This window comes from Actinomycetota bacterium, assembly GCA_041658565.1.
GTDB lineage: Bacteria > Actinomycetota > AC-67 > AC-67 > AC-67 > JBAZZY01.
The window spans coordinates 68,338-83,140 of the sequence record JBAZZY010000003.1; the positions used below are offsets into that span (position 1 = coordinate 68,338).

A 14,803-nucleotide genomic window follows, 5' to 3' on the forward strand; every position below is an offset into this window, starting at 1 on the left:
ATGCGCAAGTGCCGGGTGGCAGAGCGGATATCCCTGTTGACCGCTCCGGCGATGGTCCCCCAAGCAAGTTGAGGGGTGGACCCGACGGGCCTCGAACCCGTACTCCGGCCTTCTCAGGGACGTGTGCTACCACTTACACCACGGGCCCACCGCCGCGGGTCACGGTAGGCGATTCCCGTTGCGGCCTCACGTTCGGGAGAACCTGGTGGAACCTCGCGAACATGCCGGGGGTCGCGGAGTCTTCCCGATCCTCAGGTGCGCGTCTCGAGCACGAGTTGGTAGCGCGGTTCTTCCGGAGTCGGCGCGCGGCCTCGCTCCCACCACCAGCACGCCTCGACGACGTCGAACCCGGCTGCCGCCGCTCGGTCGGTGAGGCCGTCGGGGTGGAACGTCTCGAAGTCGAATCCCTCCTCGGACGCGTCTTCGTAAACGATGCGCGAGAACATCCGATCGCCGTCGAACGTCGTGCTAAGCGATTTCACTCCGGCGCGCGCATCGTGTTGCTCGCCGATGCGCGCGCGGTAGAAGTCGGGGTGCACGACGTCGATCAGCAATCGTCCCCCGGGGCGGAGGACGCGCGCGATGTTTTGGAGTACGGAATCGTTGCCTGCGCGCGAGAAGTATCCGAAGCTCTGCCACAGCAGGAGCACCCCATCGAATGTCTGCGATATGCAGCCGACGTCGCGCTGGTCGAGACAGACGAACCTCGCGCGCGGCGCCCGTGACGCCGCGACACGCAGCGCGTGGAGCGCGCGATCCGCGCCGACGATTGCGTACCCGGCGTTCGAGAGCGGTGTGGCGTGTCGCCCTGCTCCGCAGCAGAGGTCCAGGATGCGGGGAAACCGGGCGAGAGGGAGCCGCTCCGCGACGGCCGCGACTTCGCGCGCGGTCCATTCCTCGGGAATGGTCTCGGAGAACACATGAAACCAGCGCGGCGTGTACTCGTTCACGGTGAGCAGAATCTACCAGCGCTTGTTGGTGCGTCATCGTTCGGAGCGAGACCCCGCCGCGTCGTGTGGTGAAAACGGTTGCTGTACGACCAGAATCACATACACGGAGCGCCGCGGGGTCAGCGCGCGCGCAATTCCTCGGCGAGGGCGACGGCGGCGGGGAGGACTTCTCCGGCCGACGCGCGCACAACCGGATCGGCCAGGTCGTCCAGCGGCGTGGGTTCGTGGTTGACGATCGCGAGGCGCGCGCCGGCGCGCGCGGCCTCCAGCGGGATCGACGCTGCCGGATGCACCACAAGGCTGGATCCGATCACGAGGCACAGATCGCATTGGCGCGCGCGGAAGAACGCTTCCTCGATCACGTCCTCGGGCAGCGACTCGCCGAACGAGACGGTTCCGCTCTTTAAGATCCCGCCGCAGTACACGCAGTGGGGATCGGTCTCGCCGGCTTCGATTCGTGCGTAGGCGTGCTCGGCGGGTAGTTGCCGGCGACAGTCCAGACAGACGATTGAGCGCGTGCTGCCGTGAAGTTCGAGTACCGCGGTGCTACCGGCTTTCTGGTGCAGGCCGTCGATGTTCTGCGTCACGATGCAGTCGAGCGTTCCGGATCGCTCCAAGTCCACCAGGGCGCGGTGCGCCGCGTTCGGCAGGTAGTCCACGGCCGCGCGCTCGATACGCATGCGCCAGATGCGTGCGCGGTGCTCGGCGCTTGCGACGTACTTGTCAAGGGTGAAGTCGGATGGATCGACCTTGGTCCACACGCCCTGGGGACCGCGGAAATCGGGGATGCCGGACTCGGTAGAGATCCCGGCTCCGGTGAAAGCGACGATGCGCCCGGCGCGCGCCAGCGCTTCGCCGAGAAGTTGGGCTTCCATCCCGACAGCATCGCACGCCGCTGCCGACCGAGTCCTACGAAAGGACCGCTCCGGTCTCGGCGAAGGCCGCGTTGCCGGATGGGTCGGCCACGCCGATCTTCACGAGGTAGTGACCCGCGGGGGCGTCGAGCCCGGGGAGCCAGTCGTAGCGCCGGGTTCCGGCGGGAACGCTCCGGACGGCGCGATGCATGATCTTCCCGGTGACGGTCGAGCGGAACTCGATTCCGTACGTGAGTGAAGTCGCGTAGTCGTCGATCGCGGTGAATGTGATCGACAGCGGTCGTCCGGCCGCGCGGAGTCCGTCCGAGGCCGTCACTTGGCTCACAGTCGGCGCGCGCGTGTCCACGATGACCACGGTGGCGGCGGACGGTCCCCATGTGGTTCCGTCGAAGGCGCTGATCCAGGCCGGGTGCGCTCCGCCCGGCGTGCCTGCGGGAACCGGCAGTGTCGCGCGCAGGTTCTCGGTGGTTCCGCCGAAGGCGCCGTCGGCGGCTTGCACGGCCACCGGAGTCGCGCCGGGGCGATCGAACATGACGCGCGCGGCACGCACGCCTCGAGCGCTGAGCGCGACCGCGGTCACGATGCTGGTGCTGCCTGCTGCGACGGTCGCGCGCGCGCCGGTGGTCACCGGTCCGGTCGCGCGCAACGACCGCCCCACGTTGATTCTGCCAAAGCCGAAATGTGGATCACGCCCCGGCGCCCCGAGGTCGTCCGCAGCACCCTCAATGAGCGTGCGCACCTGCTTCGGGGTCCGGGAAGGATCCTGAGTGAAAAGAAGCGCGGCCAGTCCGGAGACCTGCGGTGCGGCGGCGCTGGTCCCGCACGGAGCCTGGCCGCGCTCTGCCGGCTGCGGCATCAGTCCGACGAGGCGGTCGGCCGGAGCCGCGACAGAGACGTTGGAGTTGTAGTTCGAGCACGATGCCCGTTGGTCGTCGCGGTTGGTCCCGGCAACCGACATCACCTCGGGATACGACCCGGGGAAGAAGGGCGTATCGGAGGTGTTGTTGCCGGCGGCCGCGACGACCAAGGCGGGTGCGTGCTGTGCGGTTCCGGAGGTGGCCAAGCGAATTGCGTCATGGACCGCCGACGAGTCGCCGGCGATTCCCAGCGAGAGGTTGATCACGCGCGCGCCTTGCCGCCACGCGTAGACGATCGCGTCGGCGAGTGTCGCCGCGTCGGTGGTTCCGCCACCGTCGACGACGGTGAGCGGGAGCAATCGCGCCGCGTACCCGACGCCCGCGGTGCCGGTCGAGTTCCCAGCGGCGGCGCCGGCCAGGCCGGCGACGAACGTTCCGTGGTAGGCCGCGGAGCCTTTCCAGCGTGAGGACGGAACCCAGTCGCGCGCGCCGGTGAGGTCGAGTTGGCCGCCGTCGGCGGCGTCGGCCGAACCGCCGGGATTGGCGAAGTCGGGATGCGATGTGTCGATCTTGGTGTCGAGGACCGCAATGGTGACGGCCTCCTCGACACGCTTGGCCGCGGCGGTGAACGTACGGCCGGGGACGGCGTCCCAACCCTCGGATGCGTTGATCATTCCGAGGTGCCACTGACCGGGGATTCCGTCGCAGTCGTTGAGGCAGGTGTCGCCCGGCGCCAGCGCGATGCTGCCTGGGTAGTTGGGCTCGACGACGGCGACTGCGCGCGCCGCCTGCAGGATGGCCGTCGCGGTTTCGGGCGCGCGCACGACGTCGTAGTTGATAGCGTCGATGCGTCGCACGACGTGCGCACCGGCGCGCGCTAAAAGCGCGCGCCGGACCACGGCCGGAGTGCGGGGTCGGAATCGAACCAGGAACTGCGTTTGGTGGACGGAGACCGCCGGCCCGGAAGCAGCGGGAACCAGTGCATGGGCCGAAGGCCCTGCGAGCATCGACGCCGCCGTGACGAGGACGGCGAGCGCGCTTCCAAAACGGCGCGAGTTCATACGCATACAAAACGCGCGCCCGCTTAGTCCGTTCGGTGACTCCGCGGGTGGTTGGCGAAGATGGCCCGGAATGACTAGGCACCGGCGGGTTGTGCGTGTGTGTCGCCCTCACCGGGTACCCTCGCGAACATGCGGAGAATTTGGGGGATCATCCTCGCGGCGGCGGTTCTTGTTGCGGCCGGCGCCTGTGCGGCCACATCGGATGCTCCATCCGACACCGCTGTTGTCGAGCGCGTGGTGGACGGCGACACCGTGATCGTGCGCGCGTCGGGCGAACGCATCCGGGTGCGCTTGATCGGCGTCGACACACCCGAGACCGTCAAGCCCGGCGCGCCGGTCGAGTGCTATGGGCCCGAGGCCTCGGCGTATGTGCACCAAGTTCTTGCTGAGGGCGAGGAGGTTCGGCTCGAGTACGACCTCGACCGACTCGATCGCTACGAGCGCACGCTTGCCTACGTGTTTCGCGAACGTGACGACCTGTTCGTTAACCGCGAACTGGTTGGCCGTGGATTCGCGGTGGTCCTCACCATCCGGCCAAATGTTGCGCACCTGGGCGAGTTCGCCGCCGCCGAGCGCGCGGCGCGCGCTGCTCGGCGTGGTCTGTGGGGGGCCTGCTCGCGCGCGCCGTAGGGTGCTTCCGCGCGCCGGGCGGCCACCTGCCGGGGCCGATTAGACTTGCGGCTCATGTTGGGGATCGTGGGTGCGGGTGCGATGGGTGCCGCAATGGCGGTGCACCTGAGCGATGCCGGACGCGACATCACCATGTTCGCGACCGAGCACGACGGGCGCTTCGTCGAGGCGCACCTGAAGGGGAAGCCGCATCCCGCTTTGGGCATGGATCTGCCCTCGAACCTGCTCATCGTCGATCCGTCGTCGTGGGAAGACGAGTTGCCCAAGATCGACATTCTCATTTTGGCCGTCGCGACCCCCGGCCTGGTTTCGACCGTTCGGCGCGCTGCTCCTTTTGCGTCGCCGTCTTGCTTGTGGGCGATTGCAACGAAGGGCCTCGACGAAGCGACGCTTCGGCCCGCAACGGCGGTTGCGGCAGACGAGGTCGGCGACCCCGACCGGGTTGTGGCCGTCGTGGGACCGTCGCTCGCCTCTGAGATCGCTGCCGGAGTTCCGACGGCGGTCGTGTGTGCCTCAACGGGCGCGCGCGCCGCGCGCGCAGTGGCCGAGGCGCTCGGCTCGGAGCGATTCCGCACCTACACCAGCGATGACGTCATCGGCGTTGAGGTCGGCGCGGTCATGAAGAACGTCGTGGCGATCGGGGTCGGTCTGTGCGACGGGCTTGCTCAGGAGTACGGGGTCGCGACCATGACCAACGCCAAGGCGTTCGTGTTCTCCCGAGGGCTTGTCGAGATGGCTCGTCTGACGCGCGCCCTCGGAGGTCGCGCCGAGACCATCTTGGGCCTGGCCGGCGCCGGCGACTTGTTCGTCACGGTGCTCGGGGGCCGCAACATGCGTTACGGGGTGCTGGTCGGCAGCGGCATGTCGCCCGAGCAAGCGCTCGCCGAGATGAATACAACCGTCGAGGGTTACTTCAACGTGCGCGCGGCCGCCGGCTTGGCCGAGCGGTTCGGGCTGGACTTGCCCGTCGTGGACGTCGTCGCGCGAGTGCTCTACGAGGGTCTGTCCCCCCGGGCCGCCGTCGAACGGTTGGTATCCGCATCAGTCGAAGAGGAGCTCTGAACTCAAGTGGCGGAGGATGACCGGGGACCCGACATGTCTCCACATGACCGCAACGACGACGACAACGAATTCTGGTCTTCCGCGCCGTCGTCTGCCGGTGACGACGACGTTCAGCAGACGTGGTCTCAGCCGGCCGAGCGGGACGTTCCCGATCCGGAAGAACCGCCGGGCGACATCGAGCCGGAGTGGGCGCCGCCCAAGTGGGCGACGGACGTGACCAAGGATCCACTCCCGTCGTCGGGGGAGGATGACTTCGGACGGAAGGAAGCGGAGTCCGACGAGGGTGCGGACGACGCGGCTCCGCCGATGCAGGGGCCCGGAGCTTTCACTCCACGGGTGCTGTCGAAGCGGCGCGCGGCGACGCTTGCTGCCGTCGCCCAAGCGCTCCTTCCCCGCGGAGGGCGCGTTCACGAGTCTGCCGCGGACGTCGGGGTCGCCGAGCGTTTGGATGCGGTGCTGGCGTCCTGGGAGCCCGAGGCCCGCCGAGGGTTCATGCGCTTCGTCACCGTCTTCGAGTGGTCGTCGGTGTTCTCGCGTCACTTGCGGCGCTTCTCGCGGCTGAGTCCCGGCGCGCAGCAGGCCTACGTCAGGCGCGCGGACGCCAGCCGGCTGCTGCTGCGTCGCGGCGCGAGCGACACCTTGCGTTTCTACTGCGTGAACCAGTGGGCGGCGACGCCGGTCGTGGAGAGCAAGATCGGGTTCACCTACGGGTGCGAGTCGGCGGACCCGCCCCGCGATGCGCCTCCACTCGAGGTTATCGAGTTCCCGCAGGTCTCGGCGGATCACACCGAGGAATGCGATGTCGTCGTCATCGGCTCGGGCGCAGGTGGTGCCGTCGTCGCCAAGGAGCTTGCGGAGTCGGGGCTGTCGGTGATCGTCCTGGAGGAAGGGCCTCACCACACCCGCAACGACTACGGCGGCGCTCCGTTCGATCGCTTCCAGCGCCTGTACCGGCAGAACGGCCTAACCGCCACGCTCGGTCGCCCTGTGATCCCGCTCCCGCTCGGAATGGGAATCGGCGGCACCACGGCGATCAATTCCGGCACGTGTTTTCGGACTCCCGACCGAGTCTTGGCGCGCTGGGAGCGCGAGTTCTCGCTGCCGGCGATCGACGGCGCTTCGCTGCGCACGATCTTTGATCGCGTCGAGCGCATTCAGCATGTCGTTCCGGTTCCCGAGGAGATACTCGGCCAGAACGCGCGCGTGTTCCGCAGGGGGGTTGAACGGCTTGGACTACACGGCACTCCGATCCGGCGAAACATCGAGGGTTGTCGCGGGTGCGGCGTGTGCGCATTTGGCTGTCCCTCGGATGCGAAGCTGTCGACGCGTCTGACGTATCTGCCGATGGCGCAGCATGCCGGCGCGGGGATCTACGCCAACACGCGTGCGGAGCGGATCCTCATCGAGGGAGGGCGCGCGCGCGGCGTCGTTGCGCACATGCTCGATCCGCTCACTCGCGAGCCGCGCGCCACGCTCACCGTGAAGGCGCGCGTCGTCGTTGTTGCCGCGGGTGCAATCCACACGCCGGCACTGCTTGCGGCGAACGCGCTGGGGAATAGGTCCGGCCACCTCGGTCGCCATCTTCGAATTCATCCCGCATGCTCGGTTGGTGGTTTCTTCGAGGAAAAGGTCTACGCCTGGCGCGGAACGATGCAGTCCTTCTTCGTGGACGACTGGCACGAGTCCCAGGAGATACTGATCGAGGTCACTTCATCGGTGCCCTCGATCGGGGCGGGAACCTTCCGCGGCGGGGGGCTGGAGATGAAGGAGATGATCGGCGCGTTCCCGCATGTGGCTTCGGCCGGCCTGTTCGTGTCCGACACCTCCGAGGGTCGTGTCTTCCGGCGGTCCGGCGGAGAGCCGATCATCACCTATCGATTCAACAAGCAGGACGCGCAGCGCATGGTGCGGGGGCTGGTCAAGACGGCAGAGGTTATGTTCGCGGCCGGCGCTGCGGTCGTGAACACCGGGCTTCCGGGGATCGGCTACGTGCGCTCCGCAGCTGAGCTGGCAGATATTCGCGAGGAGGCAGTCAAGCCGCGCGCGCTGCGTCTGAGTGCGTTCCATCCCGTCGGGACCGCCCGCATGGCCGCCAATCCTGCCGATGGCGTGGTCGGATCTCACGGTGAGGTTCACGGGGTCGGCGGGCTGTTCGTGGCCGACGCAAGCGTGCTGCCGGGTTGCCCGACGGTGAACCCGCAGATCACGATCATGGCCCTGGCGACGCGCACGGCCGACCACATCGCCGGGAGATCTGCCGAGTACTTCGCGTAACCGATTTCTCCGTCTTCGGCATAAAACGGCATGGATGCACGTTGGAAACAGGCGTAGTCGTGTGTACGTTTGTCTTGTCGAGGAGGAACGATGACGGTCGATGTGGGTACGGAAGCCCCGGATTTCACACTTCGCGACAGCGAAGGCGAGAACGTCCGGCTCGTGGAATACCGGGGGAACAAGAACGTCCTTCTGGTCTTCTATCCATTCACGTTCTCGCCGGGATGCTCGAGTGAATTCTGCGACCTGCGGGACAAGAACTCGGATCTGGTTTCAGACGCGGAGACCGAGGTACTAGCGGTGTCCGTGGACCCGGTTTGGTCGGCTCGAGCCTGGAAGGACCAGCAGAAGTTCCCCAACCGCTTCCTCAGCGACTTCTGGCCGCACGGCGAGGTGTCCCGCGTATACGGCGCCTTCGATGACGGTCTGGGGTTTTCTCATCGGCACACGTTCCTGATCGACAAGAGTGGAATCGTGCGCTTCGTCGAGCGCAACTCGGCGAAGCGGTTGCGCAACCAGGATGGGTGGCGCGAGGCGATCCACAGCCTGGCCGCCGATGCATCGTTGAGCGCCGTCGGCGCGCTGGACGACCACGCGTAGACTCGATCCATCGACCGGTTCACCGGCCGGCGAACGTGGAGGTTGCGTGCGCATCCCCGCAGATGAACTTGTTGTGTTGAGCGCGTGTCTTGCCGGTGTGCCTTGCACGCATGAGGCTGCGGCCAACACTCGGGAGTGGGCGGTGTCGCTGGCTGCCGTGGGGCGTGCCGTTCTGGTGTGTCCGGAGGTTGCCGGCGGACTGCCCACGCCTCGGCCGCCGGCGGAGATCCAGGGCGGAGACGGGACCGACGTGCTCGAAGGCCGTGCGCGCGTCCTGGACGTGGATGGAGCGGACATCACCGCGGAGTATCTCCTCGGTGCGCGCGCGGCAGCAGCGGTTGCCGAGAATAGCGGTGCTCGGGTTGCGCTTCTCAAGGCCCGTAGCCCGTCCTGTGGGTGCGAGCAGGTCTACAACGGGTCCTTCTCGGGCGTGTTGCGTTCAGGAGACGGAGTCACGGCGGCGTTCCTTCGTCGCCGGGGAATGGTCGTTGCGTCCGACGAGGACGTCGAAGGCATCTGACCTCTACGCGACCAGCCCGAGCCGGTCGGCAAGTGCGGCGAAGTGCATTACGAATTCGGGATCGAACTGCGTGCCGCCGGATTGCTCGATCTCGGCGAGTGCGGTGGCCGGCGGCAGACCGCGCCGGTATGGACGGTCGCTCGTCATCGCGTCATAGGCGTCGACGATGCTGAAGGCGCGCGCCTGCGCCGGTATTTCGTTTCCTGAAAGACCGTTCGGGTATCCGGCGCCATCCCAGCGTTCGTGGTGGAAGCGAATGACGTCGAGCGCAGCCTTGCTGAATCCGAGGGGTTCGACCAGCCTGAGTCCGATCCCGACGTGGTTGCGCATGATCGCGCGTTCCGCGGGGGTCAGGGGGCCGCACTTGAGCAGGATGGCGTCGGGAATCGCGATCTTCCCGACGTCGTGCAACAGGAACCCATAGATCAAGTCGTGTTCCGGCTCGCGCCTGCTGATCCAGCGCCACAGATCGTGCGACAGCGATGACACGTGGTTGGCGTGGTCACCAGTGTGGTGGTCCCGCGCCTCCACCGCGCTGGCGAGCATGCGGATCACGGTGAGGTCGCGACCATCCGGCGCGCGCGCGCCACGGGCGGGGGCGTGTTGGGCCGCGTGAGGGCTTCGAGTTCGGCGTAGTGTTGGTTCCATTGCCGACTCCTTTCCGGGACCCCGCGTGCAAGTGAGAACGAACCGGCGCGCCGTCTGTCACAGTTCCTGGTCTCTTGTGCTCATTCGCGCGGTTTCCCGCTCTTGGCGTGTTCGCCGATCGCAGCGCGGCGGAGATCGCTCGCGCCGGGCTACACTCACGGTCCCGTCGTTCGCGACCGGGGCGCGTAGCTCAATGGTAGAGCGCCTGCCTTACAAGCAGGAGGTCGCAGGTTCGATACCTGCCGCGCCCACTTCGCACTCCTGTCTACCAACGGCCCCTGACGTATCGCGTATGAACCGGGGCGTTATGCGACCGAAATCATACGGACCACTGAGAGTCAACCGGGAATCCCGAGGAGAGTCGGCGTCCTGGGATCGCATTCAGGGAGGTCGAACCCGTCGTCGGCCTTGCTTCGAATCATGACTCCGCACGCCTATTCGAGAGGCGTACACTCGCGTCCGAGGAACCTTGATGGCCGGCGTCAGGCGCGCGCGCGTACATGTCTCTGGAATCGTCCAGGGCGTGGGGTTCAGGCCGTACGTGTTCAACGTGGCGAGTGATCTCGGCTTGGTGGGGTGGGTTCGCAACGACTCGGACGGACTGACTGCAGAGATTGAGGGCAACGTAGACCGGGTGGGGGAGTTCTTGTCGATGCTGACTTCTCGCCCTCCGCCACTCGCCGTCATCGAGGACATCGGCGTGACCGACCTCGCTCCACGCGACGAACGGGAGTTCCTCATCCTGCACAGCGAACCGGGGGAGCGCAACGTCCCGGTTTCGCCGGACGTGGCAACGTGCGAGGACTGCGCGCGCGAGATCTCGGCTGTGGGCGATCGCCGGCACGGGTATGCGTTCACCAATTGCACCAACTGTGGTCCGCGATACACCATCGTGCGCGACGTCCCGTATGACCGGGCGGAGACGACCATGTCGGAGTTTTCGATGTGCTCGACGTGTGTTGCCGAGTACGAGAATCCCACCGACCGGCGTTTTCACGCGCAGCCGAACGCTTGCCCGGAGTGCGGCCCGCGCCTTCGCCTGTTCGACGCGGGCGGCGAAGCGCTCGGCGGAGATCCCATCGCCGGAGCTGCGCGCTTGCTGCGCGCCGGGGCGATCGTGGCGGTTAAGGGGCTTGGCGGGTACCACCTGGCGTGCGATGCGGCCGATGAAGGGGTGGTGGCGCGCCTTCGCGGCCGCAAGCACAGAGATGAGCGTCCTTTCGCGCTCATGGCACGCCGGATCGCGGAGGTGCGCGAGTTGTGCGCGCTTGGTCCCGAAGAAGAAGCGTTGCTGATCTCGCGGCGACGGCCGATCGTGATCGCTCGCCGAAACGGCGACCGGGTTGCGCCATCGGTGGCTCCCGGATACGGCACGCTCGGCGTCATGTTGCCGTACACGCCGCTGCACCATCTGTTGCTGGCGGCGGTGGATCGGGTCCTAGTGATGACCTCAGGTAACGTTTCCGACGAGCCAATTGCGTTCGTCGACCAAGAGGCGCGCGCGCGCCTCGGCGGGATCGCCGACGCATTCCTCGTCCATGATCGAGCGATTGAGGTGCGATGCGACGACTCCGTCGCGCGCGTAGTGGCCGGGCGCGCGGGAGTGATTCGCCGCTCCCGAGGGTACGTGCCCGAACCGTTGCGACTTCCGGTGCGCGCGCCTGTTGGGATCCTGGCAGCCGGCGCCCAGTTGAAGAACACCGTCGCCGTCGCGAAGGGCGGCATGTGCGTTCCGTCGCACCACATCGGCGACCTCGAAAACCTAGAGACGCTTCGATCTTTCGAGCATGCGATCGGGCACTTGTCGCGGTTGTTCGACGTTCGAGTTGAGGCCGTGGCGCATGACCTGCACCCCGAGTACCTCTCTACGAAGTGGGCGCTCGAGCAGCCGCACGAGCGGATCCCGGTCCAGCACCACCACGCACACGTGGCGTCGTGCCTTGCGGAGAACTCGCGGACCGACCCCGTCATCGGCGTTGCGTTCGACGGTCTTGGGTACGGCGACGACGGGACGTTGTGGGGCGGGGAGTTCCTCGTGGCGGATCTTCTCGGTTACCGCCGCGTTGCGCATTTGGACACGGTGCCGATGCCCGGCGGCCATCAAGCGATTCGGCAGCCTTGGCGGATGGCGGCCGTCTGGCTGGCGCGCGCGTTCGGGGACGCTGCGCCTCACGCGGGGCGACTTGCGGAGGTGTCCGACGAACGCCGGCAGACCTGTCTGGCGATGGCGGCTCAAGGTCTCAACGCGCCGGTGACTTCGAGCATGGGCCGCTTGTTTGACGCCGTCGCCGCGATCGCCGGTGTGCGCAATGAAGTGTCGTATGAAGCCCAAGCTGCGATCGAGTTCGAGGAGATTGCCACGCCGGGTCCGCACAAGCCGTATGAATTCGTCTACCGCCGGCCGGAGGGAACGTGGATCGTGGATCCGACGCCATGCGTGCGCGAGGCGGCGCGGGATGCGGACGGCGGCGTTGCGGTCGGGGTGATATCGGGGCGCTTTCACCTTGGTGTTGCGCGAATGATCGTCGACGTGTGTAGCCGGCTGCGCGACGACGGGGCTCCCTCGATTACGGCTCTGTCGGGGGGAGTGTTCCAGAATGCCTTGTTGGTCGAAACGGTAGTGCCGCGGCTGCTGGACGCCGGCTTTGAGGTGCTGACGCATCAGCGGGTTCCCGCCAACGACGGCGGCATCAGTCTCGGGCAAGCCGCGGTCGCGGCTGCGGTGTTGGCGAGGCGCGCCGCCGGGCAAAGTTGAAGAAGGGAAGGGACCAGTCATGTGTCTGGGTGTTCCGGGAAAGGTCATCGAGATCTACGAGGAGAACGCCTTGCGCATGTCGCGAGTGGATTTCGGAGGCGTATTTCAGCGTGCATGTCTGGAGTACATGCCCGAGGTTGAGGTGGGTGACTACGTGATCATCCACGTTGGGTTTGCGATATCCAAGGTGGATGAGCAGGAAGCACGCCAAGTGTTTGAGTTTCTCGAGGCCATGGGGGAACTCGGCGATGCAGGGATCCCGGGAGCGCAATCGTGAGATTCGTCGACGAGTACCGTGACTCCGACGCCGCGCGCCGACTCGTCGATCTGCTCGTGCGGCGGGTGACCCGCCCTTGGACGGTCATGGAGGTCTGTGGCGGCCAGACGCACACGATCGTCAAGTACGGCGTGGACCAACTCGTTCCTTCCGGGGTCGAACTCGTCCACGGTCCGGGGTGTCCCGTGTGCGTTACGCCGTTGGAAATGGTGGATCGCGCGCTTGCGATTGCCGCCGATCCAAGGGTCATCTTCTGCTCGTTCGGCGACATGCTGCGCGTTCCCGGATCTTCCAAGGACCTGTTGTCGGTGAAGGCCGAAGGCGGCGACGTTCGAATCGTCTACTCGCCGATGGACTGCTTGCGGATCGCCCGAGAGAACCCGGGCAAGGAGATCGTGTTCTTCGCGGTGGGGTTCGAGACCACCGCGCCGGCGAACGCGATGGTCGCTCGGCAGGCCAAGAGGCTGGGTGTGACGAACCTCAGCTTGCTGGTATCTCACGTGCTCGTTCCTCCGGCGATGGATCTGATCCTGGCGTCCCCGGACAACCGCGTCCAAGGGTTTCTCGCTGCCGGCCACGTGTGCACGGTGATGGGGTACGCAGAGTACGAACCGCTGGCGCGCGCGCACCACGTTCCCATCGTCGTGACCGGATTCGAACCGCTCGACGTGCTCCAGGGCTTGTACATGCTTCTCGGTCTGCTCGAGGACGGCCGCGTCGAGGTGCAGAACCAGTACACGCGGGTCGTGCGGCGCGAGGGAAATCCTTCAGCGAAGGCGATGCTCTCCGAGGTCTTCGAGGTGACCGACCGCAAGTGGCGCGGCGTCGGTGAGATCCCGCGTTCCGGCTACCGTTTGAGGCCGGAGTACGCTGAGTTCGATGCGGAACTCCGGTTCGACGTGGGAGCGATTCGCGTGCAGGAATCGTCCCTTTGCCGTGCGGGCGAGGTGCTGCGGGGGCTGATCAAACCGAACGAGTGCGAGGCATTCGGCGTGCAGTGCACGCCGGAACGTCCCCTCGGAGCGACCATGGTCTCCAGCGAGGGCGCTTGTGCCGCCTACTACCACTACGGTCGCTTCCGCGAGCAGGTAAGGACGAGAACGTGACTGTCTCACCCGAGGGCTTCACTTGCCCCGTTCCGATCTCGACCTACTCGCAGGTCTTGCTCGGACACGGCAGCGGCGGGACCATGAGTGCCCGGTTGATCTCGGACCTGTTCGTACGCTGCTTCGACAACCCGGTGTTGCGCGCGTTGAACGACCAAGCGATCGTGGAGTTTGACGGGATGCGCATTGCGATCACCACCGACTCGTTTGTGGTGTCGCCGCTGTTCTTTCCGGGCGGGGACATCGGCTCGCTCGCTGTGAACGGAACGGTGAATGACCTCGCGGTGGGGGGCGCGAAACCGATGTGGATGGCGGCGGCGTTCATCCTTGAGGAGGGCTTGCCGATGGCCGATCTTGAGGCGATCGTGCGAAGCGCTTCCGACGCGGCCGCAGTCGCCGGAGTAACGCTGGTGACCGGGGACACCAAGGTCGTCGATCGAGGCAAGGGCGACGGCGTCTTCATCACTACGACCGGTGTGGGGATTGTGCCTTCGGGTGTCGACCTGTCGGCCGACCGGTGCCTGCCGGGAGATCGCATCCTGATCTCGGGGCCGATCGGCGTGCACGGCATTGCGGTGATGAGCGCGCGCGAGGGTATCGAGTTTGAGACCGACCTTCGCAGCGACTCGGCCGCTCTGGGGGGATTGGTCGACGCGATGCTCGCGGCGTCCAAGGGGATTCGGTGCATGCGCGACCCCACGCGCGGTGGGGTTTCGAGCGCGCTGAATGAACTGGCGTGCGCCTCAGGGGTCGGGATGATCCTGGAGGAGCGCGCGCTCGTGATCCCTGAAGCCGTTCGGGCGGCCTGCGAGATGCTCGGGCTCGACCCACTGTACGTGGCCAACGAGGGTGTGTTGATCGCTGTGGTTGCCCCCGAGTCCGCCGACGGCGTGCTTGCGGCCATGCGGACACATGCCTTGGGCGAGCAGGCGGTGATCGCCGGTACAGTGGTGGCGGAGCACCCCGGAACGGTTGCCATGCGGAGCGGGGTCGGGGGCACGCGGGTAGTAGATATGCTGGCGGGGGAGCAACTCCCGCGGATTTGCTGAAGGTACCGACTTTGACCCTGCCGTGCTACACTCGGCCCCGAGTTCAGGGTTCTGTGGAACGTAACGGCCGCGGATTGAACCCGCGGCCGCTTGTCTTCGGGCCGGCTCACGCGCTAATCGCGCGGAATTCGAACTGCCG

At 66.7% G+C, this 14,803-nt stretch carries 13 protein-coding genes and 2 tRNA genes; 10 read left to right on the forward strand and 5 right to left on the reverse strand.

Translation table 11 applies throughout. From position 1 onward, the window contains the following. Window positions 1–76: 76 nt before the first annotated feature. The 4 genes from WDA27_03605 to WDA27_03620 all read right to left on the reverse strand — a co-directional run bounded on the left by WDA27_03605 (window position 77) and on the right by WDA27_03620 (window position 3,743). Window positions 77–148, reverse strand: a tRNA-Leu gene (locus tag WDA27_03605). 103 nt (window positions 149–251) lie between these two features. Further along, window positions 252–950, reverse strand: coding sequence for a class I SAM-dependent methyltransferase (locus WDA27_03610; protein ID MFA5890031.1), 699 nt, complete (start codon window positions 948–950; stop codon window positions 252–254). A 119-nt stretch (window positions 951–1,069) separates the two neighbouring features. Continuing rightward, window positions 1,070–1,825: a Sir2 family NAD-dependent protein deacetylase gene (locus tag WDA27_03615; protein MFA5890032.1), complete on the reverse strand. Its 756-nt coding sequence runs from the start codon at window positions 1,823–1,825 to the stop codon at window positions 1,070–1,072. A 34-nt stretch (window positions 1,826–1,859) separates the two neighbouring features. Then, window positions 1,860–3,743: a S8 family serine peptidase gene (locus WDA27_03620; GenBank protein ID MFA5890033.1), complete on the reverse strand. Its 1,884-nt coding sequence runs from the start codon at window positions 3,741–3,743 to the stop codon at window positions 1,860–1,862. A gap of 129 nt (window positions 3,744–3,872) precedes the next feature. On the opposite strand from WDA27_03620, the gene WDA27_03625 reads away from it, so the two are divergent. The 5 genes from WDA27_03625 to WDA27_03645 all read left to right on the forward strand — a co-directional run bounded on the left by WDA27_03625 (window position 3,873) and on the right by WDA27_03645 (window position 8,829). Then, window positions 3,873–4,373, forward strand: coding sequence for a thermonuclease family protein (locus tag WDA27_03625; protein ID MFA5890034.1), 501 nt, complete (start codon window positions 3,873–3,875; stop codon window positions 4,371–4,373). A 54-nt stretch (window positions 4,374–4,427) separates the two neighbouring features. After that, window positions 4,428–5,435, forward strand: a complete 1,008-nt coding sequence (locus tag WDA27_03630) for an NAD(P)H-dependent glycerol-3-phosphate dehydrogenase (protein MFA5890035.1) — start codon at window positions 4,428–4,430, stop codon at window positions 5,433–5,435. 33 nt (window positions 5,436–5,468) lie between these two features. After that, the gene (locus WDA27_03635) at window positions 5,469–7,709 is read left to right on the forward strand and encodes a GMC family oxidoreductase (protein ID MFA5890036.1); all 2,241 of its coding nucleotides are present in this window, start codon (window positions 5,469–5,471) and stop codon (window positions 7,707–7,709) included. A 90-nt stretch (window positions 7,710–7,799) separates the two neighbouring features. After that, entirely contained in the window at window positions 7,800–8,309 is a 510-nt protein-coding gene (locus WDA27_03640; GenBank protein ID MFA5890037.1) for a redoxin domain-containing protein, read from the forward strand. 46 nt (window positions 8,310–8,355) lie between these two features. Next, window positions 8,356–8,829 (forward strand): DUF523 domain-containing protein, encoded by a 474-nt coding sequence (locus WDA27_03645; GenBank protein MFA5890038.1) that lies wholly within the window; start codon window positions 8,356–8,358, stop codon window positions 8,827–8,829. 3 nt (window positions 8,830–8,832) lie between these two features. Here the strand turns inward: WDA27_03645 and WDA27_03650 are convergent, their stop codons facing one another. Then, a complete protein-coding gene (locus WDA27_03650; protein MFA5890039.1) occupies window positions 8,833–9,477 on the reverse strand; it encodes an HD domain-containing phosphohydrolase in 645 nt (214 codons plus the stop codon). A gap of 179 nt (window positions 9,478–9,656) precedes the next feature. On the opposite strand from WDA27_03650, the gene WDA27_03655 reads away from it, so the two are divergent. From WDA27_03655 to hypE, 5 genes are all read left to right on the forward strand, one after another. Beyond that, window positions 9,657–9,728 (forward strand) — tRNA-Val (locus WDA27_03655). A 221-nt stretch (window positions 9,729–9,949) separates the two neighbouring features. Further along, window positions 9,950–12,232: a carbamoyltransferase HypF gene (gene hypF, locus WDA27_03660; GenBank protein MFA5890040.1), complete on the forward strand. Its 2,283-nt coding sequence runs from the start codon at window positions 9,950–9,952 to the stop codon at window positions 12,230–12,232. Between the two features lie 19 nt (window positions 12,233–12,251). Then, entirely contained in the window at window positions 12,252–12,509 is a 258-nt protein-coding gene (locus tag WDA27_03665; GenBank protein MFA5890041.1) for a HypC/HybG/HupF family hydrogenase formation chaperone, read from the forward strand. Continuing rightward, window positions 12,506–13,615: a hydrogenase formation protein HypD gene (gene hypD, locus WDA27_03670; protein MFA5890042.1), complete on the forward strand. Its 1,110-nt coding sequence runs from the start codon at window positions 12,506–12,508 to the stop codon at window positions 13,613–13,615. The genes WDA27_03665 and hypD overlap by 4 nt, the downstream gene beginning before the upstream one ends. Next, entirely contained in the window at window positions 13,612–14,664 is a 1,053-nt protein-coding gene (hypE, locus tag WDA27_03675; protein ID MFA5890043.1) for a hydrogenase expression/formation protein HypE, read from the forward strand. Before hypD ends, hypE begins: the two co-directional genes overlap by 4 nt. Window positions 14,665–14,803: the final 139 nt, after the last annotated feature.

What these genes read in the sequence shown, in the direction of transcription:
- WDA27_03615 (MFA5890032.1), bottom strand. Translation starts at nt 1,825, where the DNA reads ATGGAAGCCCAACTTCTCGGCGAAGCGCTGGCGCGCGCCGGGCGCATC.
- WDA27_03620 (MFA5890033.1), bottom strand. Translation starts at nt 3,743, where the DNA reads ATGAACTCGCGCCGTTTTGGAAGCGCGCTCGCCGTCCTCGTCACGGCG.
- WDA27_03625 (MFA5890034.1), top strand. Translation starts at nt 3,873, where the DNA reads ATGCGGAGAATTTGGGGGATCATCCTCGCGGCGGCGGTTCTTGTTGCG.
- WDA27_03630 (MFA5890035.1), top strand. Translation starts at nt 4,428, where the DNA reads ATGTTGGGGATCGTGGGTGCGGGTGCGATGGGTGCCGCAATGGCGGTG.
- WDA27_03635 (MFA5890036.1), top strand. Translation starts at nt 5,469, where the DNA reads ATGTCTCCACATGACCGCAACGACGACGACAACGAATTCTGGTCTTCC.
- WDA27_03640 (MFA5890037.1), top strand. Translation starts at nt 7,800, where the DNA reads ATGACGGTCGATGTGGGTACGGAAGCCCCGGATTTCACACTTCGCGAC.
- WDA27_03650 (MFA5890039.1), bottom strand. Translation starts at nt 9,477, where the DNA reads ATGGAACCAACACTACGCCGAACTCGAAGCCCTCACGCGGCCCAACAC.
- hypF (MFA5890040.1), top strand. Translation starts at nt 9,950, where the DNA reads ATGGCCGGCGTCAGGCGCGCGCGCGTACATGTCTCTGGAATCGTCCAG.
- WDA27_03665 (MFA5890041.1), top strand. Translation starts at nt 12,252, where the DNA reads ATGTGTCTGGGTGTTCCGGGAAAGGTCATCGAGATCTACGAGGAGAAC.